We start from the raw sequence: 22,341 nt of genomic DNA on the forward strand, positions 1-22,341 counted from the left end.
TTATTCTTTTTTACGGTAAAGCGTAGCAATTCTTTCTGTATACTAAATAGAATATAGATTCTTTTCGTGATTTGAAAAATTTACTCGAAAAACCTGGAAGGATTATGTATAATGTAAGACAAAAGGCGGGGCAACCTTTAAATTTTTCAAAGGAGATGATTGTATGAACAAAAAAACGCAAGATATTCTCGTAAGTGGTCTCGCGCTGTTTGCGATTTTCTTCGGCGCCGGAAACCTGATATTTCCGCCATATCTGGGCGTCACCGCCGGAACTGGCTGGTTCGGTACCATGCTCGGCTTCCTCTTGGCAGACCCCGTTATTCCCATTGTAACCGTTTTCGTCACGGCTTTTGCCGGCGGCACCGCGGTCGATCTGGGAAAACGTGTTAGCCCCGGATTCGGTAAACTCTTATCTTTAGTCGCTATTATCTGTATCGGTCCCGCTTTTGCCATTCCCAGAACGGCAGCCACCACACACGAAGTCGGTATCCAACCCTTCTTCGAAAATATGCCGATTTGGGTGACCTCCCTCGTCTTCTTTATCGTCGTATTTGCCCTGACGATCAAAGAATCCGGCGTAGTGGATATTATCGGTAAGTACATAACTCCCGCACTGTTGGTTTTCTTGGTTTTGATTATTGCAAAGGCCATTATCGCTCCTGTTGGAGAAATCGTTCCCGTAGAAACCGACGGCGGCTTCTTCGTCCGCGGATTCTATGAAGGCTATCAAACCCTGGATGCCCTGGCGGCACCGCTATTTACGGCGATCGTGGTGGCGGACTTGGTCCGAAAAGGCTATGGAGAAGTGAGCGACAGCGAAAAGCGCAGCGTCATCTTTAAGGTCGGCATCGTCTGCTTCGTGGCCCTCGCCATCGTCTACGGCGGCCTGACCTATCTCGGCGCACAAGGCAGTGCCCTTTATAACGCCGATACCTCTCGCGTGGAAATCCTCGTGGGTCTGGTCAGAATGCTCTTTGGCGGATTCGGTCAATTTGCTCTGGCACTGGCGGTATCGCTGGCATGCCTGACCACGGCGGTGGGCTTGACCTCTGCAGCCGGAAACTTCTTTGCCGACATTACCAACGGCAAGCTGAAATACGAAGTGACCGTCGTCGCCGTAACCTTGATCAGCTTCTTTCTTTCCCTGGTCGGCGTCGATGCCATTATCGCATTGGCGGGCCCGGTACTCACCATCGTCTATCCGGTAATTATCGCCCTGGTATTCTACATGCTGTTTGAAAAACACATCAAATACGACATGGCCTTTATCGTGATGGTCGCAGGCGTACTCGTCCTCGCCATTATCGAAACCATCGGCGCGAACATCGGTATGCAGGGACTCGTCGATCAAATCAAGGGATTGCCCTTGGGACAATTCGGTTTTACCTGGTTTGTCCCGTCGCTGATCTGTTTTGCCATCGGCTATGGCCTCGGCAAGGCGGGCATCGGCAAGACGAGAGAAGATCACGTCAACAAGTCCGCATTCTAAGAATAGAGAACAAAAGCCCGCTTCGGCGGGTTTTTTATTGCGAGAAAGCGGCGGTAGAACTTATGGTATGATAGAAAACATACGGCGGGCATTTGTTTCCGCCACAATTATAGAAAAAGGAGACAATTTGAGATGAAGGGAATTATTCTGGCGGCGGGGAAGGGGACGCGTATGTATCCCATGACCCTGCCCGTTCCGAAGCCGCTCTTGCCCGTATACGACAAGCCCATGATTTACTACCCCCTGTCCACTTTGATGGCGGCGGGGATTCGGGAGGTCCTTATCATTACGCCCGCCAAGATGAAGGATCACTTTCGGCAATTGTTCGGCGACGGATCGCGACTGGGCATGAAGATCCTCTATAAGGAACAAAAGGTGCAGCGCGGCATTGCGGATGCGCTCATCGTCGGAAAATCGTTTATCAAGGACGATCCGGTGACATTGATTCTGGGCGACAATATCTTCCACGGCGGTAATGTGGTCGAACAGCTGCGCTCGGTGGTCAAGGAGGAGGAGGGCGCCTTCGTCTTCGGGTATCCGGTCGAAGACCCCCGCGCCTTCGGGGTCTTGGGATTCGACGAAGACGGAAAGATCTCTTCGATCGAAGAAAAGCCCGAGCATCCAAAGAGCAATTATATCGTCCCCGGCCTCTATCACTACGACAAAGAGGTGGTAAAAATCGCGAAGACCGTCGAGCCTTCCAAGCGGGGAGAGCTGGAGATCACCAGCGTCAACCAGATCTATTTGGAGCGCAATACCCTGAACGTCAGAAAACTCGACCCCAAGACCCTGTGGATGGACGCCGGAAATTCCCGCTCTCTATTGGAGGCGGCCAATCGAATCGAAAATACGCAGCGAGAAGCGGGTCTAATCGGCTCGATCGAACTCTGTGCCTACGAAAACGGATGGATCGACGGCACGCAATTGCGCTGGATCGCCCAGGACCTCTGTAAGACCGAATACGGAAAGTATCTGCTCTCGGTCTTGGAGCAAAAGGCGGACAGATCTTAGACCTTTCTTAACGGGAAGCGCGGGCGCATCACTGCTTTTCGATAGGATTTTCGCGATTTTTATATTATAATGTTAACTTAACATATCCGCGTTTGTAGCAGAATAAAGCAGTAATAGAACCCGAGGAGGTTTTTATGGAAACGAACCGCACACCGCGAAAGGCGAAGCTCTGGGAGGCGCTCACCGTCTTCGGCGGTCTTGTGATCATTATGTGTATCAGCATCTTGGTCTTCGAGATCGACCCCCATATCCCCATGTTTATCGGCGTCATTTTTTCTGCCGTTATGGCGCTGTTGATCGGCTATCGCTGGTCGGATATCGAGCGGGCCATGGTGCGGGGGATTTCTCAGGCGCTGCCCTCGGTAATGATCTTGATCACCATCGGGATTTTGGTCGGCGTGTGGATCGCCACCGGCGTGGTGCCGTCGATGATCTACTACGGCCTGAATATTTTAAAGCCCTCGATCTTTCTCGTGACGACGGTCCTGATCTGCTCGATCACCTCCCTCGCCACGGGGAGCAGCTGGGGTACGGTGGGGACGATGGGAATTGCGCTGATGGGAATCGCGCAGGGTATGCATATTCCCGCTCCGGTGACCGCCGGCGCGATCCTTTCCGGCGCCTATTTCGGCGACAAAATGAGCCCGCTGTCGGATACCACCAATCTCGCCCCCGCCATGGCCGGCACCGATGTCTTTACCCACGTCAAGGCCATGATGAAACCCACCATCATCACTTACATCCTTACGCTCATCGTATTCGCCGTGCTGACGACCAAGTACAGCACGGGCGGGGCGGACACATCGGGCATTACGGCGCTGCAATCCGGACTGGAAGAGGCCTTTCACATCAGCCCGATCTTGCTCCTGCCGCCGGTGGTGGTTATCGTCTCCATCGCCTTTAAGATGCCCGCCCTGCCGGGAATCGTATTGGGGATCATCGTGGCTTCGGTGATCGGGCCGATTTTACAACCCACGGTAGACTTCGGCGACATATTGGGCAGCGGCATGAGCGGCTATGTGTCCAATACCGGGATCGAAGCCCTGGACGATTTGCTCACCACCGGCGGGCTCTCGAATATGATGTATTCGGTCTCTTTGACCTTGATCGCCATGATGTTCGGCGGCATTGCCGAAAGCACCGGGCAGATGGAGGTCATCGTCAATTCCTTTGTGCGGGGCATTCGATCCGTCACCGGTTTGGTGGTGGCGACGCTGTTGACCTGCCTGTTTTCCAACGCCACCATGCCCGAACAATACATTTCGCTGGTGGTGCCCGGCCGCATGTTCGCGCCGGAGTACAAGCGCAGGGGCCTGCACCCCAAACTCCTCTCGTCCTCCCTCGAGGCCTCCGGTACCGTCACCAGTGCCTTGGTGCCCTGGAACACTTGCGGCGCCTATATGAAGAGCGTGCTCTTGGTGAGCCCCCTAGCGTATTTGCCCTTTGCGGTCTTTAACTATCTGATGCCCATCGTCACCATTATCCTCACCGCTATCGGACAAAACATCTTTTATATCAAAGACGATCCCGGCACGGTCGTCGATGTGGAGTGATGGCCCTTGAAAACAAGAAAGCGGTATTTGGCGGCGGGCATCCTCTTTGCCCTCGTCCTCTTGTATTGGATGCGGCCGCGCTACAATCCCGAGCCGGCGGGTGCGCTGTCTCGGGAAGAATATATCGAGACCTTTGCGCCGCTTGCTGTCGAGGTATCCGAGCGCTACGGCCTCATCCCCTCGGTCGTCCTCGCCCAATCGGCGTTGGAGTCGAACTTCGGGGAAAGCGAATTGAGCCGAAACTACAATAACTACTTCGGGATTAAGGGCAAGGGCGATGCGGCGATCGTGCTCCCCACCGAAGAGATCGAAGGGGGAAAGAGCCGGCGCGTATCGGACGGATTTCGTACCTATGACTCCGCCCGCGAGAGCTTCTTCGATTACGGAAAACTGATCGCAGACGCCGATCGATACCGCCTCGTGCGCGAAGCCGAAACCAAAGAGGCCTATGCCGAGGCGCTGTATCCTGCGGGCTATAGCACCAACCCCCGCTACGGCGAGCGGCTGCTTTTTCTCATCGAAACCTATAATCTGGATCGATATGATCCGCAATAAGGCGAATTCCTTCGCCTTATTTTTTTGTGCGCCTTGAAATTTCGTCGTCGATACGGTAGTATAAGCACTGAACACTATATCTAGTGTGTAAACAGAAAGTTAACCACAATATGTTGATAAAATTGTGGATAAGTACGATTGTGACTAGGGGGAAAACATGGAAGTTCGCAAGAGAAACGGCCGAATCGTCGGCTACGATGCGGAAAAAATCGTCGTGGCCGTAGAAAAAGCCATGGCGGAAACGGAAAAGGGAATCGACAGTGCGATCTCCCGGGCGGTGGCACAGGATGTCAGCGACAGATTTCAAGGGGAAGAAATCATCGACATCGAATCCATCCAAGACGCCGTCGAGTTTTCGCTGATGCAGAAGGATCCGGAGACGGCGAAGAAATACATCCTGTACCGCGAAGAGCGGACGCGGCTCAGAGAACACGGATGGGCCATGACGGATCTGCAGCGAGACATTTACGAAAAGAAGTACCGCTACGATTCCGAAACCTTTGAAGAATTCCTCGATCGGGTAAGCGGGGGCAACTCCGCCATCAAAAAGGCGATCGCCAACAAGGAATTTATGCCCGCAGGCCGCATTTTGGCGGGACGCGGCCTCGATGCCTACGGCAAAAAGATCACCTTGTCCAACTGCTACGTAATGCCCCAGGTGGAGGACAATATCGAATCCATCTACGATACCGCCAAGTGGATGGCGCGTACCTACAGCTATGGGGGCGGCGTGGGCCTGACCTTAAACAAATTGCGCCCCAAAGGCGCGCGGGTCAATAACGCCGCCTCCTCTACTACCGGTGCGGTGAGCTTTATGGACCTTTACTCCCTCACCACCGGCCTGATCGGAATGCGGGGCCGCCGCGGGGCGCTGATGCTCAATATGGACGCCTCGCACCCGGACATCGTGGAATTTATCAATGTCAAGCGAGACCTGGACAAGGTCACCAGCGCTAATATTTCCGTCAACTTCGGCGACGACTTCTTCGAAGCCTACAAGGCGGATCGTCCCTTTTCGCTCCACTTCGAGGTGGAAGCCACCGGAGAGGTGATCGAAAAAGAGGTCAGTGCGCGCGAAATTATGCGCAACATCGCCTTTAACAACTGGGACATGGCCGAACCCGGCGTCCTGTTCAAGGACCGCATCAATGCGTGGCACATTATGAGCGAAGACGAGAGCTTTTCCTATGCCGGGGTCAATCCCTGCGCGGAAGAGCCGCTGCCGGCCTTCGGCTCCTGCAATCTTTCGAGTATCAATCTGGGGCAATTCGTCAAATACCCCTTCAGCAAATTTGCGCGCTTTGAATTCGAAGCCTTCGGCAAATTGGTGCGCGAAGGCGTCGTCTACCTGAACGAAGTCCTCGACGAAAACATGCAGCTTCACCCGTTGGAAGACCAAAAGCGCCTGTCGAGAGAGCTTCGCCAGATCGGCCTGGGCATTATGGGCTTGGCGGATATGTTTATTAAAATGGGCATCCGCTACGGCTCGCCGGAATCGTTAAGCCTGATCAACCAAATCGGTCGGGTATTGGTCAACGAGGCGCTGCGGCAGTCCGCCCTTTTGGCCAAAGAGGACGGCCCCTTCCCCCGCTACCGGGGCGAAAAGGTGCTGCAGGCGGAATTTATCCGCGCCAATGCCGACGACGACGTACTGGCGCTGATCGAAGAGTACGGGCTCAGAAATTCGCAGCTCTTGACCATCGCGCCCACCGGCTCCATCTCGACTTTGATCGGGTGCAGCAACGGCGTCGAGCCCATCTTCCAAATCTCGTATGTGCGAAAATCCGAATCCCTCCACGCAGAGGACACCTTCTATACGGTCTATACCGAAATCGTGCGCGATCTGATGGAAGCCAAGGGCCTCTCTCAGGAGGACGAGCTGCCGGATTACGTCATTACCACGTCCAATCTGAACTACAAAGACCGGATCAATGTGCAGTCCACCTGGCAACAATTTATCGACGCGTCCATCTCCTCTACCGTCAACGTGCCCAAGGAATTTACCGTCGAAGAGGTAGAAGACCTCTACGTCTACGCCTGGGAAATGGGCCTTAAGGGCGTTACCATCTATCGGGACGGCTGTGCCCGCAGCGGCATTCTGATCACCGAGGAAAAGAAAGACGGCAAAGACCGCATACAAGAGCTGCAGGACGAGCTCAATCGGGAAGTCGCCAAACAGATGAGCGAAAACCCCGACGTCTGCCCCATGTGCGGCGGCAGCATGCACCACAGCGGCGGCTGCGCGGAGTGCGCCGACTGCGGTTACAGTCCCTGCGCCATTTAACGCGCGCCATACACTCCATTCGCAGAAAAAAGAAGGCTTCGGCCTTCTTTTTTTTTGTGCGCAAATATATCTACCACACGAAACGCGATCCTCTCGTTTTTTTGTATATGTAAAGAGAAGATAAAGAGGACGGGCGGAACTTTACGAACATTTTGCATACGTATGTCATTCAACTGTAATCATTCTGACCCGATTTCGCCATAGACAGCGGCGAAATCTCTGTTATAATAGATCTCGCGCGTCGAAAGAGTTACAAAAAAGTAACGAAGCGCATTTTATTTTTTCAGGAATTAATTTTTACAGAATGATATTAGAAAGTTGGATGAAGATGAGATACGAAATGAAACGAGCATATGTCACGGCGGGATTGGCCGTAGCCCTGGCATTCGGCGGGTTACATAGCACCGCCCTCGCCGCATCGGCACAGGATATCGCCGCACGTCCCGCGACGGAAAACGCGACCGAAGCAAAAAAGGCATCGGAAGTCACCGTATACGTCGGCGACAATCCGACCTTCCGCATGCAGAGTCAAAAAGATTACGAAGCCTTAATTCAAAAATTACAAAAGAGCTTCCAAACCGAAGGATCCGAGATCGTAAACTTCCGACTGGAACCTGCCCTCTCGGTCAAAGATAGCGGCGCCGAAGAAGGCGATGTAAAGACCGTCGACGAAGCCTTTGTGCTTCTGACCCAAGGCGGCCGCGAAGAGGCATTGTATGTCGCCGAAGAGACCGAATCCTTGGAATCCATCGCAAAGCGCTTTAAAATGACCCTAGACGAGATCAAGGCCTTGAACGAAAACTGGGAAGACCCCGTTACCAAGGGCACCAAACTCGTCGTCCTGCAACCGGCGCCCATGATCAAGGCGGAAATCGAAGAGATCGCCACCACCGTGACCGACATTCCCTTCGCCACCGTGACCAAGGAAGACCCGGAACGCTTTGAAAACCAAAAAACCGTCGAACAGGCCGGCGTAAATGGCAAAATGGAAAGCCGCGTGCTGACCACCAAAGTCGACGGCCGCATCGTCTCTTCCGTCACCGAAGGCAGCCGCATGAGCGCCGAACCCGTTGCGGAAGTCGTCCTCGTGGGCACCAAAAAGGGCGCACAGACCAACAGCTTTATTCACCCCGCCGTGGGTCGCCTCACCTCTCCTTACGGACCGCGTTGGGGACGCTTCCACTACGGCATCGATGTCGCCAACTGCGTCGGGACCGACATCATCGCCTCCGACGGCGGCGTCATTACCCGCGCCGGACGTGCCGGTACCTATGGCAACCTCGTCGAAATCGACCACCAAAACGGATACAAGACCCGCTACGCGCACTTGAGCCGCGTCGACGTCAAGGTGGGCGATATGGTAGGACAGGGACAATCCGTCGGAAAGATGGGTAGCACCGGACGCTCTACCGGACCCCACCTGCACTTTGAAATCATCGAAAACGGCAAAAATATCAACCCGGCTATCCACGTTCAATACTAAAAATACGGGCGCATTGTAAATCGCACTTTAAAAACAAGTGATTTTCTTGTATAATAGAAGTGTTCCGGCTTTGCGCCATACGGAGCGGTATCGAAGTGGTCATAACGGGGCTGACTCGAAATCAGTTTGCCTTCACGGGCACGTGGGTTCGAATCCCACCCGCTCCGCCAAAGTAAAACCGGCTTCATTGCGACAGTATTGCAATGGAGCCGGTTTTTTCATGCTCATAGTTTTATGTTTTTGCTATATGGAGTGAAATCTCGCTTGAAATCCTGCTTAGATCCGTGGTTATTGTCTTTGTTTTCCGTACAATATCTTTAAGGTATTATTGTGCAGCGATACTGTCAATCTTCATGGAGTATCCGAGGACCTCTCCGACATCCGTAACTTCGCCCTTAACAACAACGGTTTGACCTTTCTCTATTTCAGCCACGACATCTCGTTGTTCATCTTTAACAATATAATACGGTAAGCAAGACTTAAATTAAAGAGAAATTGATATAATTTATAGAATAATTGAGAATAATTCACGGGAAAATAATATATTCATAAATCTATAGGAAAAAGTTGATCCACTGTCTATACCGTGCTTGTTTTCAAGTTGCGGATAGCTTGCTTTTCCGCTTAAATATTCATACACAATTTTACGCTTCAATTCATAACTGTATTTTGCTATAAAAAGACCCCAAAAGTTGGTTTTCTAGGTCCAACTTTTGGAGGTCAGTGCACGTGCATCGTTTTTTCTTATTTTTTTCGAGCGAGTCGCGCCGGAATTTTTTTCAGCGCCTTTCCCACCAGGTGGCCGAAGTAGTGAAAACCCGGTCCCATATCGTCCCACGCCCAGGTGGAGTTGACTTTGCGGAATCGGTAATCGGAGATGATTTTTGCGGGGCTCATTTGGCCGCTCTTCAAGTACCCGCGTACGGCAGAGATGTCCTCGTGTTTGTATTTCCAATGGCAGTTGGTGTCGTGGCGGATAAATTTTTTAGGAATTTCGCCGCCGGTCACGTCCATATAGTGCATATAGGGGGTCTCGAATCCGAGGTGGCAGAGCATTTCGGTAAAGTTAATAAAGCGCACATTGATTTCGATCAGATAGACTTTTTGGCTGAATTCGTCGCGCTTGAGCTCCACTTCGGCAAACCCGCGAAAGTCGACGCCCTGAAAGAGGGGATCGACGAGGGGGATCAGTTCGGGGATCCACTTTTGCTTGGCGTAGGTACTGGCCCCGAAGTTGTTGGGCCATTGGCGAATTTTTTCGGTGGTGAGATAGCCCATCAATTCGGTGTTGGGGCCGTAATAGACGTCGGCGCTGTAACAATTGCTCTCCGGGCCCGGGATGATGCGCTGTATAAAGCAGGAAGAGAGGTCGTCGATGCGGCCGATCTTGTCTTTGAGCATGGCCTCGTCTTCGAGGAAGAACGCCTTTTCCCGAAACATCCGTACGAATTCGGCGGAGTTTTTGGGCTTTAAGATACAGGGGTAGCCGATCTCTTTTGCCACCCGTTCTACGAGATTGTCTTCGTTACAGAGTATTTTTTCCGGAGTGGGGATGCCGTAGCGATCGGTGTATTCGACGAGGATATCTTTGTCCATCAGGCGGGAGAGGAGCCCCGCTTCTTCGGTGGCGAAGAGATAATGTTTTTTTAAGACCTCGAAGTTGCGGTCCAAAAACTCCACATAGGGGTCGCTGGAGAGGAAGAGAACGGGCTTTACGTCGAGACTCTCGGCGTATTCTACCATGGTCTCGATCAGCTTTTCTTCTTCCTTTTCGTAGTGGGGCACCAACAGGGCTTCGTCGGCGTACCGGCTGATCCCGTAGGGAGAGGGTTCGTAGTCCATGGTCGTTACGGGGATGCCGTGGCGTCCGAGATTGCGGACGATGGCCAGGCCGATATAGTAGTTTGTGCCCATAACGACGGCTCTGTGCTTATATTCCATATTGCCTCCTTGTATTTCTCTTACATATTATAGTACAAGCGCCGCGTTTCGGCGACCGCGAAGGGGCGTTTGCGCGAATCGGCCTTCGAAATTTTTGTGAGATTTGTGCCCCGCGTGTTTAATTCTTCCCTTTTCGGATATAGTTCATACATAAGCATACCAATTAGACTGAGGAGGTAAGACAATGTCTAGAGAAAACATTACATTTGGCGGAGATCCGATTACCATCGCCGGTGAAGAGATCAAGGTCGGCGATACGGCCCCTGATTTCGTGGCTTTGAATAACGACTTGACTCCCTTCGATTCGAAGGAATTGAACGGCACGGTTCGTATCTATTCCGTCGTTCCTTCTATCGACACCGGCGTATGTGCGCTGCAGACGGAAAACTTTAACGAAATGGCGACCAAACTCGGCGACAATGTGCACGTGATCACCATTTCCAATGACCTTCCCTTTGCACAGGAACGCTTCGGCGCTGCAGAGGGGATCGACCGGGCAAAGCTGGTGAGCGACCACAGAGATCTGGACTTCGGTAAGAAATACGGATTTTTGATCGACGGCCTGCGCCTATTGACCCGCGGCATCGTGATCGTCGGCGCTGACGACAAGGTAAAGTATGTAGAATATGTGCAAGAAGTCACCAACCATCCGGATTATGACAAAGCACTGGAAGAAGTGAAGAAGCTTATCTGATCGTGAAGGTTCGCATCGTAGCTTTGGGCAAGCTGAAGGAACCGTCTTTGCGGACGCTGTGCGGCGAGTACGAAAAACGCCTCGGCGCCTATATGGATCTGGAGGTCGTTGCCCTAAAAGACGAGCGGGCGCCGGAAAAACTCTCGGATCTCGAGCGGACGCGCGTTTTGGAACGAGAAGGCGCGCGTATTCTCGAGAAGATCCGGCCACAGGATACGGTGATCGTCCTCGCCATAGAGGGCAGGCAATACGATTCCGTGGCATTTTCCGAAACATTCTATGATATGATGGATATATGCTGGGGAGATATGGTTTTTGTCATCGGCTCCAGTATGGGGCTGAGTCGTGCGGTAAAAGAGCGGGGCGATCTGCTCCTCTCCTTTTCGAAAATGACGATGCCCCATACCCTGATGCGCGCCGTGCTCCTCGAGCAAATTTACCGAGCGAGTAGGATTCGAAGCGGTCATGTGTATCACAAATAGGCAATAGGAGGCAACAATGTCTGAACAAAAAGCAAAAGAAGCAAAATCCAGAAGAGAACAAGAAAACCAAAACCCGGACGCACCGGCTTCCGACGTGTACGGTAACCTCGAAGGCAAAGACCCCGAGACCGGCGTAGAAAAGCCGACGGAAGACGCCGTAGAAAAGTCTCGTGAATGGGTGAACGAAAACGCAAAATAAAGGCAAACTACAGGGGGTGTCGCCTTGGCGGCACCCTTTTTCTTGCTACATAAAGAACGGCCGGAGGAGTGTACGATGGAAGACGAGAGACGGGAATGGTATCTGAAAAGTTCGCGCCTGCCCGACGAGAACGGCAGGCTGGAGACCGAATCGGATTATAGCGAGCGGATGGCGCCCGGGGACGTGCTGTGGCTGATCGATCGCACGGCGCGGGCGTATCGGGTGCAGGCGGTGTATCCCGGCGGCTTGATTTTGCATGATATGGGTATAGAAGAAGATACGAGCCGGTTTCCCGATACCGACGCGATCTTCGGGGCGGCGGATGTCGATCCGGGGGCGGGGCTTGCGCTGCGCCTGCCCGCCACCCGGCCGTCTTACGAGCTGGTGCCGCTCTTTCCCCGAAAGCCCATCGCCGTCGAGGTAGAACACCGGGAGACTTCGGGTCCCGGAGAAATGATTATCGAGCTCTACGACAAAAAAGACCCCCGGCCCCTCAGGCGTTCGGGGGACGACGAGTTGGACCGCTTAATGGCGGATTCCTTCGAGACTTTGCTGCGCCTGCAGCTTAAAAATCTGGAGGCGAGCGCGGAAATCGGAGAAATGTGGATCAAATACCTAAAATATAAGAGAGGGAAGGGATAAGTCCATGCGCTATGAGGAACTGTTACGAGAGCAACTGGAGCACCGTACCATACGGGAGTTTAAGGACGAGCCGGTAGATCCCGCGCTTTTGGAAGTGCTCAAAGACATTATGAACCGCACCGCCACGGCGACGGGCATGCAGGCCTATTCCGTGATCCGGATCACCGACGAAAAGACCAAAGAAGCCATCGCCGAAGTGGGCGCACAGGAATACATCGCCCGGGCGCCGGAGCTGTGGATCTTTGTCGTCGACGTGTATAGAAACAGCCGCATCGCCCGGGAACAGGGCTACGAACTCGAGGCCGAAGCCGACGCGGACCGGTTCTTTCAGGGCTTTACCGACGCGGCATTGGCGGCGCAGAATGTCACCAATGCCGTAGAGCGCGCGGGACTCGGCGCGGTGTTTTTGGGTTCCATCCTAAACGATGCGCGAAAGATTATCGAGATTTTGGATCTGCCCCGCCTCACCTTCCCGGTGGTGGGTCTGGGTTTCGGGGTGCCGAACCAAGAGCCGCAGCTGAAGCCGCGTATGCCCTTGGAATTTAAGTTCTTTACCGATCGCTACCGGGAATACGACAACTATATGGACGTACTCGCCGATTACGACGAGGAAATGAAGACCTATTACGATTTGCGCGATGCCAACCGCCGCGTAGATTCCTTTACCGATCAGGTGGTTACGCGCCTCGAGAAGGCGACCCGAAAGCGCGCCGAGCTTGCCGTGATCGCAGAGGAACAGGGTTTTCATTTGGTGACGGGGGAGAGAGACGATGCTGGATCTGAAACAGGGGAATAAAGAAATCGGCGTAGAGGTCTTGGAATACGAATATCCGCCGGGCTGGGGCGCGGGGATGCCCTATCAGACGGACTATTTGATTTGCCGCATTACCTGGGACGACGGCGCGGCGGGCGGCACCGAAGAAGAGAGCTTTTTCCGATTCGGCGAGCTGGAGGCGATCGCGGAGGCGTGTAGCGCCATTTTGGAAGGGGACAGCTTCGGATTTGAGGCGGCGATCGAACACCCTCGGGTCTTCTTTTCCGTCGAGATCGAAGACGGATTTCTCTTTCCCGCCCTCTCCCTGGAACGCCCGGGCGTGACGGTGCGGAAAAAGCAGACGCCCGACGAGTTTCGCGCCATGACCGAAGCGATTTACGACACGCTTCGGAGCGTGGCGAGAATGTAGCAAAATGCAGTAAGAAAGATCGGCGAATCGGTTGACGGGACAGGGTTTTCATGGCATAATGTATGCAATCGATGGGAATGATGCCTGCTTACTCCTAGCCTTTTGTTGTTTCTTACTTACTGTTGCTTACCAAATATCGGAAAGGCACTCCATCGATTCGACTTTTGAAGTCGCAAAAGGGGCGACCACGCGGTCGCCCTTTTTGTGTGGATACATATCGTAAGGAGGATCTATGGAAACCCACCGTCGCAATCCGTACATATGCACCGCCCTCGCCCTGTACTTTACCTACTTCGTCCACGGCATCGGCGTTTCGATTCTTTCTCAGTACAAGACGGAACTCGCCGGGGCCTGGGGCAGCGGCGATGTGGCCGCGGTACTGGGCGTGATCGCCGCCTTGGGACTCGGGCGCTTGATCGCGCTCCCTGTGGCGGGGCCGGTATCGGACCGCTTCGGCAGAAAGACATCGGGCCTGATCGGCGTCGTGCTCTATGCCCTGTTCTTTTTGGGCGCGGCGCTTTCGCCTTCGGCGCGTGTCGCCTATATTTGGGCCCTGGCCGGCGGCATCGCCAATTCTTTTCTCGACACCTGTGTCACCCCCTCGATCCTCGAGATCTTCGGGAGCCGGGGACCACGGGCCAATATGTTTACGAAATTCGCCATGTCGATCGGGCAGTTCGCCCTGCCCTTTATGATCGGCTTTGCCGCACGTACACAGCTTTCTTTCCGCGCGCTGTTTTATGGAATGGCGGCCCTTATCGCCATCGACGGCGTATTGCTCCTCTTTTTGCCCTTCCCCCCGAAAGAAGGCGGAAAGGGAAAGGACGAGACGGGCGCCATGGGCATCAAAAAAGGCGCGCCGGCGCTGGTCGCCATGGGCTTTACCGCCACGGCCACTTTTATTCTCTGGCTGAACTGCAATCAGGAACTGGGTGCGCTCTACGGCGTGGCGGATCCATCGAAGATCCAGTCGGTCTATGCCCTGGGGACCATACTCGCCATCCTCGCCACGGCGGGATTCGTACTTAAAAAAATGCGAGAGGAAGACGTATTGGTCCTCTATCCCGCCCTTTGTTTGGCCGCATTGGCGCTGGTCTACTTCGTGCGCACGCCGCTTTCTGTGTTGGTCGCGGCATTTTTGATCGGCTATGGCGGCGCCGGCGGCGTGCTCCAGTTGGTGGTGGCGACGGCCAACGAGCTCTACCCCCGGCACAAGGGAAAAATCACCTCGACGGTGATGATCGCCTCCTCTGTCGCCAACTATGTTGTATTGGACGCGGCGGCGCGAATCAGCCGCGCGGCGGGGGCCGAGGGGCCGGTCTATGTCGTCCTCTTCAATATGGCGATTACCGCTGCGGGCATCGCATTGGCCCTGTATTTTCGCAAACAGCGGGCATAGAAAAAGATCTCTGTTTTTACAGAGATCCTTTTTTATTGCGCATCTTCGGGCGAATAGAGCGAGAGCATCCAGCCGATGCCGTAGGGATCCCGCAAGATTCCGTATTTCTTCGACCAAAAGGTCTCGCCCAGGTCCATTTCCACCGTACTGCCGGCTTCGATAAAGGCCTGCCATACGGCATCCACCTCATCGGCATCGGTCGATCCCCAACTCAAATACATGCCCCGGGGCGCGGCGTAGTCTCCGGTAAAGTTGTCCGATCCCATGAGATGGGTCTTTCCGATCGCCACAGAGCCGTACATCACCGCCTCGGGGTCCATGCCGGCTGTGCCTTCGGCGGGGGCGTCTTTTACCCGCATCAATTGCGGAGCGTCGGTATCGAATACTTCGCGGTAAAAAGCGAAAGCGTCTTTGGCATTGCCGTCGAATTCGACGAACACTTCGAGCATTTGCGTCATAAAAACCTCCTTAGGGGTGGGTAGTTCGCGTATATACCACCTACCCCGGAAGCTGAGATTTTTTCGCCGCCCCTTATAAAATTTGTGTAAAGTTTCCAACAAAAACGACCCGGCGATACAGCCGGATCGTCATGGTTCCCGAAAGACGGACATTATGGATTCGCCTTCTGGCAGTCGGGGCAGATGCCCTGCAACTGGAACAGGTGGCCGGTGATATCGTAGCCGGTGGAGGCGACGATATGCGTGTCCAAGGCGTCCAGGGGACAGTCGCGAATGGGCGTAAATTTGCCGCATTCGGAGCATACGATATAGTGGTTGTGTACTTCGGTCTTGTATTCGTAATAAGTAACCTCGTCCTTGTGCATACTCGCCTCCAACAGCCCCACTTCCGTGAGCTGGTTTAAGATGCGGTAGACCGTAGACAGAGAAGAGCAGGCGGTATCCGAGATCGCGGCGTATACCTCCGATGCGCTCATGGGGCGATTGGATCGCTGCATCAGCTTCAGAACCTGCAGGCGGCCGCGCGTCGCCTTCAATCCGCGTTGTCGTAGAATTTCTTTCACTTTACACCTCAAATCTGTTTCGCATATATTTATATTAATCGATTTAATCGGAAAAAGAAAGTTATCTTATGTGAAATAAGTGGATTTTCTCAAAAAACTATCGAAACGCGGGGGTTTCTGATATACTGCTCATTAAGTAGTAATGATTTCTATTAAAGGAGGCTATATGAGAATGAAACAATGGATCGCGATTGGCATGTCCTGTTTGCTGCTCGCGGGCTGTGCGGCGGGTGCGGGCAAAAATGCCGATGCCGAAGCGCCGAAAGAGACTGCGACGGTAGAAAACAGCGCGGACAAAAAGGCGGAAGGGCTCCGGGTCGTCACTTCGACCTTTATTCTGGAGGATTTGGCGCGAGAAATTGCGGGCGAGCGCGCCGAGGTGCACTGCCTGATTCCCGAGGGCGAGGGAACCCATGGTTTTGAACCGACGCCGAAGGATATAAATACATTAAACGAAGCCGACGTCTTCCTCTACAATGGAGCGGGATTGGAATCCTGGACCGACACCTTAATCGACCAGCTTCCCGATACCGTAGCGGTGGCCGAGGCTTCGGAGGGAATTGAACTCCTCGCCGGCGGCCATCACCACGACCACGACGGGGAAGACGCCCGCGAACACGACGCCGACGCGCACGGCCACGACGCGGCGGAACACGAACACGATCACGGCGGCAAGGATCCCCACGTTTGGATGGCGCCCGAAAACGCGCTGGTGATGGCGAAAAACATCACCCGGACGCTCAAACAAAAGGATCCCGACGGCGCCGAGACCTATGAGGGCAACTACAAACGCTTAGAAGAAAAATTACAACGCATGGACGAAGCGCTGCAGAAGGGCCTGAAAGACATTCCCCAACGGGAAATGGTGGTCAGCCACGAGGCCTACGGCTATCTCGCCGCCGCCTATGATTTGAAGCAGATTCCCATCGAGGGCATCAACTCCGAAGGGGAGCCGGATCCCAAGGCGATGAAAGAAATCGTAGATCATATGCGCGAAAAGGGCATCAAGACGGTGTTTACCGAGCCCGAAAAGAACGACAATATCGCCAAGGCCGTCGCCAAAGAGGCGGGGGACGACGTGAAAGTCGTGGAGTTGGATCCGATGGAATACAAATCCGACAGCAGCTATATCGACCGAATGCAGAAGAATCTCGATGCATTGGAGAACGGATTGCGATGAAACACATTTACGAAATCGAAGACCTGCATTTTTCCTACGGGAAAAATGTGGTGCTTCGCGGGGCAAATCTCTCTGTCAATCAGGGAGATTTTCTCGTATTGATCGGCGCAAACGGCGCCGGCAAGTCTACTTTTGTGCGCCTCTTGTTGGGGATCGAGACGCCGGATGCCGGCGAGATCCGCTTTTTGGGCGAGCCGGTGCGCGAGGAGGCGGATTTTTCGGAGGTCAGCTATGTGCCCCAGCTTACGGTGACCGCCTACGACTTTCCTATTACGGTGGCGGAGCTGATCGATTTGGGCAACTACGGCGAGAAGCTTTCCCGCGCGGAGCGGCGCCGCCGTAGAGACGACGCGCTGAGTTTGGTGGGACTCGAGGGTTTCGGCGAACGCCTATACGGGGCGCTATCCGGCGGCCAGCGCCAGCGGGTGTTGATCGCCAAGGCGCTGATTTCGCTCCCGAAGGTGTTGTTGCTCGACGAGCCCACTACGGGGATCGACCACGAAGCGCGGGCGTCCCTTTTCGAGCTCCTCTTACACCTGCACCGGGACCACGAAATCACCATTCTTATGATCACCCACGAACTGCATCTGATCGAGGGCGCCGTCGACGACATCTACGTCCTCGAGGACGGGCGCATAGAAAAGAGGGGGAACTGATGGCGGACATCTTACAATACGAATATATGCGTCGCGCGCTTTTGATCGGGCTCGCCCTCTCCTTGGTGATTCCCTCTATGGGCGTGGTGATCGTCAACCGGCGGCTCTCTATGATCGGAGATGCCCTCAGCCACGTTTCCCTCGCCGGGGTCATGCTGGGGCTGCTCTTGGGTTTTAACCCCGTGGCGGGGGCGATCCTCACCTGCGTCTTCGCCGCCTTTTCGATGGAGTGGATTCGGCGCCGATTTCCCTCTTACGGCGAGATCGCCACGGCGATTTTGATGAGCGCCGGGGTGGGGCTCGCTTCGCTTCTATCGGGATTTGTGCGGGGCGGGGCGAATTTCGAGTCCTTTCTCTTCGGCACCATCGTCGCCATCGGCGATTTCGAGTTTTATATGATCCTCGCCGTCGCCCTGGCGGTACTCGCTTTTTTGTACTTCGGCTATGAAAAGCTCCTGTACCTGTCCTTCGATCCGGTGGGGGCGCGCCTGGCGGGCATTCCCACGGATTTTTTAAGCGGCCTCTTCGTCGTATTGACGGGCCTTACCGTGGCGATCTCGGCACGCACTGTCGGGGTGCTGATCATTTCGTCGCTTTTGGTGCTCCCCGTATCCTGTGCGCTGCAGCTTAAGCTCAGCTACAAAAAGACCCATATCGCCTCGACGATCTTCGGCGTCCTCTTTACCGAAGCGGGGCTGATCCTATCCTATGCATTCGGCCTAAAGCCCGGGGGCAGCATCGTGCTCTTGGGGGTCGCGACCTTAATTTTGCTGCTCCTTGCGCCCGCCGCTAAAAACATCGTATAATCCGCCGCGGGGGTAAGTATACTGTTTTTCTTCTGTTATAATAGACATCGGAGGAAAATATGAAGTTTTGTTCATTGGCCAGCGGCAGTAGCGGAAACTGCCAATATATAGAAACCAAAGAAAAGAAAATACTCATAGACGGCGGCCTAAGCGGCAAAGCCATCGAAAACAATCTGCGTGCCATCGGGGTCGATCCCGCCACTTTAGATGCGATCTTCGTCACCCACGAACACAACGACCATGTCAAGGGCGTGGGGATTTTGGCGCGCAGATACCATCTCGAGGTCTTTGCCAACGAAAATACCTGGCTCGCCATGGAAAAGACCGTAAAACACATCGACGAAAAGAAACGCGCGGTGTTCGAGAGCCGAAAGCCCTTCTTTTACGGGGACCTTTCGGTCTATCCCATGCCTCTGTTCCACGACGCGGCGGAAGGCTGCGGCTTTGTGGTCTCGGCGGGGAACAAGAAGATCTCGCATCTTACCGACACCGGCTGGGTAAATACCGATATGCTCGAGAAGATGCGCGGCAGCGATCTGTATTATTTGGAGAGCAATCACGATACCGAAATGCTTCGAAACGGGCCCTACCCTCGCGTGTTAAAAGAGCGGATCGCCTCTACCCGGGGGCACTTGTCCAACGACCACTGCGCCGAGCTCTTGTCGGGGCTCTTAGAAAAAAAGGGCGAGCACGTGGTTCTCGCCCATCTGTCCGGCGAGAACAATCTGCCGCTGTTGGCGGCGCGTTCCGCCCGGGAGGCCCTCGCCGAAAACTCGGTCTACGAAGGCGTCGATTTTATGCTTCAGGTGGCGACCCCCAAGGTGCCCTGCCGCTGTATCGAATTGTAAAGGAGAAGTCATGAAGATATTACTCACCAACGACGACGGCTATTTTGCTCCGGGGATCCGGGCGCTCGCCAAGGTGCTCGAGAAGGACCACGACGTGATCGTTGTCGCCCCGGAAACCGAACACTCCGGCCAGAGCCACGCCATCACCATCAACCGCGCGCTGGTGGTAAAAGAAGTCGAACTCGAAGGCGTACAATCCAAAGCGTATAGCGTATCCGGCACGCCGGCGGACTGCGTGCGGGCGGGGGTCGACAAGATCGTGCCCGAACGGCCTGATGTGATTTTTTCGGGCTGCAATCTGGGCTACAACGCCGGCATGGACATCATCTATTCCGGCACCGTCAGTGCGGCGCTGGAAGGCTCACTTTTGGGGATTCCCTCGGTCGCCGTCAGCGCCCGCTGGGTAGAAGGGGACGCTAGGTACGACGCGGCCGCAAAGATCGCCAAGGAGATCTTCGATAAGGTGGAGGACGCCTTTATGCACTATCCCGAACCTATGGTCTTAAATATCAATGTGCCCTATTTGCCCTACGAAGAAATTAAGGGGATCCAGGTCGCGGAGATCGGCGACAACGCCTATGACTACTATTTCGAAGAAGAAGTGGAGGGCGTACGTCGATTATCCCTGCGGGGTCGCGCCAAGACCGACCACGCCGCCGGCACCGACCGCTATTATTTGGAACGCAATTATGCCACCCTCACCCCCTTGGTCTACGGGATGGCGGATCCGCATCAAATATTGCGGCTCAAGAGTTGGTTCGATGAAGCGTAAAACCATCGATCCAACGACGCAGGCAGAACTGATGTTGTGGGCGCTGGCCATGATCTGGGGCGGAAGCTTCGTCGCCGCGAAGTTTTCCATAGAGAGCTTCTCTCCCTACCCGGTCATGGTCATTCGCTTTTTTTTGGGCGCATTGCTCCTACTCCTCGCCGTTCCCGCGGCCCGCAAGCGGCCGGATCGGATCACGTGGATCGGGGGCATAGAGCTCGGTCTCCTGCTGGGCATTGCCACCGCCTTTCAGATGGTGGGACTCCAGTACACCACGCCGGCCAATCAGACCTTTATCATCGTAAGTTATGTGGTCACCGTACCCCTATTGCGCTTTGTATTCCGCCGCGTGGTACCGGGGCGACATATCGCCTTGGCCGCGCTCTTTACCGTGGCGGGCGTGGGTTTTTTGACCGTGGGACCGAATTTTCACCTGAACCGGGGCGACGTACTCACCTTTATTATGTCGCTGCTCTTTGCGGTGCAGATTCTGCGGATCGACCGCTATATGCCGCATATCGATAATGCGGTACAGTTTACCGTCATCCAACTCATCGTGGCGGGCGCGATCTCTTTGGCGCTGTGGTTTTTTATGAAAAGGCCCGTATTTACGGGACCCGTAACCCTTCGCGCCGTAGGGGGACTGACCTATATCGTCGTCTTAAATACCGCCATCGCCTACCTCTTGCAGAACTACGCCCAGCGCTACGCCCCGCCCGATAAAAGCGCGCTGATCATCAGCTCCGAATCGCTCTTTGGTACCTTTGCCGCCTATGTCTTTGCCGGCGAGGTATTCTATCCGAAAAAGATTCTGGGCTGCGTGCTCATCCTCGTGGGGCAATTTTTTGCCCAGGTGCTGCCGACCCTAAAGCGGCGGGCAGCAAAAAAATAGGAACGTTTTTGTAGAAATCGCGTAAAATATAAAAAAATCGGGTATATGTGCAAAAAGTACGAACAGAATCCGACGGAACGCAATCGCAAAAAAGGGGTTATTATGCAAAAATCAACGCAAGATATATTCAAAGAAATGTGGAAAGTGATTCTCGCCTACGTGGTTTTATCGGGAATCATCACTGCCGTTTTGGATCTGGGGGGTCTGGGCTTGACGGCCGCTATCGATCCGGCGGACTTCGCCGGGGGATTTCAGTTCGATCCCTCTATGATCACCGGCATGATCCCCGCGCTTTTGACGCAGTTTGTCGTCAATCTCGTCCTCGACATGGTGAGTTTGGGGATCTTTCTCGCCATCTACCGCAATAAGGTCTACGATACGCAGGTGGAATTTGCGGACATCTTCTATTTCTTCAACGGGGAGGCCCCCAAGACCGTTCTCGCACTGATTCTTAAAAACATTCTGTCCCTTATCGGCCTGGTCCTCTTCCTCGTCCCCGGCATCGTATTTACTATCGCCATGATCCCCTTCGGCGTCGTGGCGGGCTTGATCCAGGTGCACGGCGAAATGGAAGTATGGGGTTCGATCAAAAAGACCTGGGAGACCTCCAAGGGCTATAAGGGCCTGATCTTCGGACGCGTGTTGATCGCGGCGATTCTGAGCGGCGTCATCGGCGGAATCGTCGGCCTCTCCAGCATTCTCGCCCCCGAAGTCTTTGTCGCACAGCCTGCAAAGGCGATTATGAACCTGATCGTCGTGATCGTTACCGGCATGATCTACTATGTGGTATGGATCGACCTCATTCGCGAAATGACCGAACGCGGCGCCTTCCGCCTGTTGGTGGCCGATCCCGATCGAATCGAGGAGGCGGAGCAGCTATGAAGTATATCAAGGTAGAAATCCTGATGCCCGAGGCTTTTGTGGTGGAACTCGCCAACGACTTGAACGAAGCGGGCATCTTGAAAGAAGATTGTTACGACTACACCTTTTCCGTAAGCCGCGTGCAAGGACACTGGCGCCCCTTGGAAGGGGCCGACCCCTACGACGGCGAAGTGGGCAAGGTACAGACCAAAGAAGAAGCCAAGGTGGAGTTTCGCATTCGCGAAGAGGATCTGGAAGAGGTGCAGCGCATTATCGACCGCATCCACCCCTACGAAGTGCCCGTCGTCAACTACATCCCCCTCTTGTAATAAGGGGAAATTTAAGAAACATCCAAATTCGAAGAGAGAAGTGCCGCAGGGCACTTTTTTCGT

The 22,341-nt window shown here is 54.2% G+C and carries 24 protein-coding genes and 1 tRNA gene; 22 read left to right on the plus strand and 3 right to left on the minus strand.

Annotated elements, in window-relative coordinates; all coding sequences use genetic code 11:
- Nucleotides 1–163 precede the first annotated feature (163 nt).
- From brnQ to QO008_RS04570, 7 genes are all read left to right on the plus strand, one after another.
- Entirely contained in the window at nucleotides 164–1,489 is a 1,326-nt protein-coding gene (gene brnQ, locus QO008_RS04540; protein ID WP_307384761.1) for a branched-chain amino acid transport system II carrier protein, read from the plus strand.
- 132 nt (nucleotides 1,490–1,621) lie between these two features.
- A complete protein-coding gene (gene rfbA, locus QO008_RS04545) occupies nucleotides 1,622–2,500 on the plus strand; it encodes a glucose-1-phosphate thymidylyltransferase RfbA (protein ID WP_126464520.1) in 879 nt (292 codons plus the stop codon).
- A gap of 134 nt (nucleotides 2,501–2,634) precedes the next feature.
- Nucleotides 2,635–4,053: a Na+/H+ antiporter NhaC gene (nhaC, locus tag QO008_RS04550; protein ID WP_126464521.1), complete on the plus strand. Its 1,419-nt coding sequence runs from the start codon at nucleotides 2,635–2,637 to the stop codon at nucleotides 4,051–4,053.
- Nucleotides 4,054–4,059: 6 nt separating this feature from the next.
- The gene (locus tag QO008_RS04555; protein WP_126464522.1) at nucleotides 4,060–4,608 is read left to right on the plus strand and encodes a glycoside hydrolase family 73 protein; all 549 of its coding nucleotides are present in this window, start codon (nucleotides 4,060–4,062) and stop codon (nucleotides 4,606–4,608) included.
- A 157-nt stretch (nucleotides 4,609–4,765) separates the two neighbouring features.
- On the plus strand, nucleotides 4,766–6,892 hold the full coding sequence (locus QO008_RS04560; protein WP_307384763.1) for an adenosylcobalamin-dependent ribonucleoside-diphosphate reductase: 2,127 nt from the start codon (nucleotides 4,766–4,768) through the stop codon (nucleotides 6,890–6,892).
- A 340-nt stretch (nucleotides 6,893–7,232) separates the two neighbouring features.
- Complete coding sequence (locus QO008_RS04565; protein WP_307384766.1) at nucleotides 7,233–8,375, plus strand: peptidoglycan DD-metalloendopeptidase family protein; 1,143 nt, start codon at nucleotides 7,233–7,235, stop codon at nucleotides 8,373–8,375.
- 81 nt (nucleotides 8,376–8,456) lie between these two features.
- Nucleotides 8,457–8,545 (plus strand) — tRNA-Ser (locus QO008_RS04570).
- Nucleotides 8,546–9,119: 574 nt separating this feature from the next.
- On the opposite strand, the gene QO008_RS04575 is transcribed toward QO008_RS04570, so the two are convergent.
- Nucleotides 9,120–10,316, minus strand: a complete 1,197-nt coding sequence (locus tag QO008_RS04575) for a carboxylate--amine ligase (protein WP_126464525.1) — start codon at nucleotides 10,314–10,316, stop codon at nucleotides 9,120–9,122.
- Between the two features lie 184 nt (nucleotides 10,317–10,500).
- Between QO008_RS04575 and tpx the strand changes: the two genes are divergently transcribed.
- The 7 genes from tpx to QO008_RS04610 all read left to right on the plus strand — a co-directional run bounded on the left by tpx (nucleotide 10,501) and on the right by QO008_RS04610 (nucleotide 14,916).
- Complete coding sequence (gene tpx, locus QO008_RS04580; RefSeq protein ID WP_126464526.1) at nucleotides 10,501–11,010, plus strand: thiol peroxidase; 510 nt, start codon at nucleotides 10,501–10,503, stop codon at nucleotides 11,008–11,010.
- Nucleotides 11,011–11,012: 2 nt separating this feature from the next.
- On the plus strand, nucleotides 11,013–11,492 hold the full coding sequence (gene rlmH / locus QO008_RS04585; protein ID WP_307384768.1) for a 23S rRNA (pseudouridine(1915)-N(3))-methyltransferase RlmH: 480 nt from the start codon (nucleotides 11,013–11,015) through the stop codon (nucleotides 11,490–11,492).
- Between the two features lie 16 nt (nucleotides 11,493–11,508).
- Nucleotides 11,509–11,691, plus strand: coding sequence for a CDIF630_02480 family spore surface protein (locus QO008_RS04590; RefSeq protein WP_126464528.1), 183 nt, complete (start codon nucleotides 11,509–11,511; stop codon nucleotides 11,689–11,691).
- A gap of 75 nt (nucleotides 11,692–11,766) precedes the next feature.
- Nucleotides 11,767–12,333, plus strand: a complete 567-nt coding sequence (locus QO008_RS04595; RefSeq protein WP_126464529.1) for a hypothetical protein — start codon at nucleotides 11,767–11,769, stop codon at nucleotides 12,331–12,333.
- Between the two features lie 4 nt (nucleotides 12,334–12,337).
- A complete protein-coding gene (locus QO008_RS04600; RefSeq protein WP_307384772.1) occupies nucleotides 12,338–13,129 on the plus strand; it encodes a nitroreductase family protein in 792 nt (263 codons plus the stop codon).
- Nucleotides 13,104–13,517, plus strand: a complete 414-nt coding sequence (locus tag QO008_RS04605; protein WP_126464531.1) for a hypothetical protein — start codon at nucleotides 13,104–13,106, stop codon at nucleotides 13,515–13,517. Before QO008_RS04600 ends, QO008_RS04605 begins: the two co-directional genes overlap by 26 nt.
- Before the next feature lie 232 nt (nucleotides 13,518–13,749).
- Nucleotides 13,750–14,916, plus strand: coding sequence for an MFS transporter (locus QO008_RS04610; protein ID WP_126464532.1), 1,167 nt, complete (start codon nucleotides 13,750–13,752; stop codon nucleotides 14,914–14,916).
- A 32-nt stretch (nucleotides 14,917–14,948) separates the two neighbouring features.
- Here QO008_RS04610 and QO008_RS04615 read toward each other — a convergent pair whose 3' ends face one another.
- Together QO008_RS04615 and QO008_RS04620 are read right to left on the minus strand one after the other, a co-directional pair.
- Nucleotides 14,949–15,374, minus strand: a complete 426-nt coding sequence (locus QO008_RS04615; RefSeq protein WP_126464533.1) for a VOC family protein — start codon at nucleotides 15,372–15,374, stop codon at nucleotides 14,949–14,951.
- Between the two features lie 152 nt (nucleotides 15,375–15,526).
- Nucleotides 15,527–15,937 (minus strand): Fur family transcriptional regulator, encoded by a 411-nt coding sequence (locus QO008_RS04620; protein ID WP_232006478.1) that lies wholly within the window; start codon nucleotides 15,935–15,937, stop codon nucleotides 15,527–15,529.
- 166 nt (nucleotides 15,938–16,103) lie between these two features.
- Between QO008_RS04620 and QO008_RS04625 the strand changes: the two genes are divergently transcribed.
- From QO008_RS04625 to cutA, 8 genes are all read left to right on the plus strand, one after another.
- Complete coding sequence (locus QO008_RS04625; RefSeq protein WP_307384773.1) at nucleotides 16,104–17,117, plus strand: metal ABC transporter substrate-binding protein; 1,014 nt, start codon at nucleotides 16,104–16,106, stop codon at nucleotides 17,115–17,117.
- A complete protein-coding gene (locus QO008_RS04630; RefSeq protein WP_126464535.1) occupies nucleotides 17,114–17,773 on the plus strand; it encodes a metal ABC transporter ATP-binding protein in 660 nt (219 codons plus the stop codon). The genes QO008_RS04625 and QO008_RS04630 overlap by 4 nt, the downstream gene beginning before the upstream one ends.
- Nucleotides 17,773–18,579 carry a metal ABC transporter permease gene (locus QO008_RS04635; RefSeq protein WP_126464536.1) on the plus strand — a complete coding sequence of 269 codons (807 nt, stop codon included), beginning with the start codon at nucleotides 17,773–17,775 and terminating at the stop codon, nucleotides 18,577–18,579. The genes QO008_RS04630 and QO008_RS04635 overlap by 1 nt, the downstream gene beginning before the upstream one ends.
- A gap of 59 nt (nucleotides 18,580–18,638) precedes the next feature.
- Entirely contained in the window at nucleotides 18,639–19,427 is a 789-nt protein-coding gene (locus QO008_RS04640; protein WP_126464537.1) for an MBL fold metallo-hydrolase, read from the plus strand.
- Nucleotides 19,428–19,437: 10 nt separating this feature from the next.
- Complete coding sequence (surE, locus tag QO008_RS04645; protein ID WP_126464538.1) at nucleotides 19,438–20,199, plus strand: 5'/3'-nucleotidase SurE; 762 nt, start codon at nucleotides 19,438–19,440, stop codon at nucleotides 20,197–20,199.
- A complete protein-coding gene (locus QO008_RS04650; RefSeq protein ID WP_164715150.1) occupies nucleotides 20,189–21,088 on the plus strand; it encodes a DMT family transporter in 900 nt (299 codons plus the stop codon). Before surE ends, QO008_RS04650 begins: the two co-directional genes overlap by 11 nt.
- A gap of 102 nt (nucleotides 21,089–21,190) precedes the next feature.
- Nucleotides 21,191–21,970 (plus strand): hypothetical protein, encoded by a 780-nt coding sequence (locus QO008_RS04655; RefSeq protein WP_307384774.1) that lies wholly within the window; start codon nucleotides 21,191–21,193, stop codon nucleotides 21,968–21,970.
- Entirely contained in the window at nucleotides 21,967–22,278 is a 312-nt protein-coding gene (cutA, locus tag QO008_RS04660; protein ID WP_126464541.1) for a divalent cation tolerance protein CutA, read from the plus strand. Before QO008_RS04655 ends, cutA begins: the two co-directional genes overlap by 4 nt.
- The last annotated feature ends 63 nt before the right edge of the window (nucleotides 22,279–22,341 follow it).

It is taken from the genome of Aedoeadaptatus ivorii, assembly GCF_030815095.1.
Taxonomy (GTDB): Bacteria; Bacillota; Clostridia; order Tissierellales; family Peptoniphilaceae; genus Aedoeadaptatus; species Aedoeadaptatus ivorii.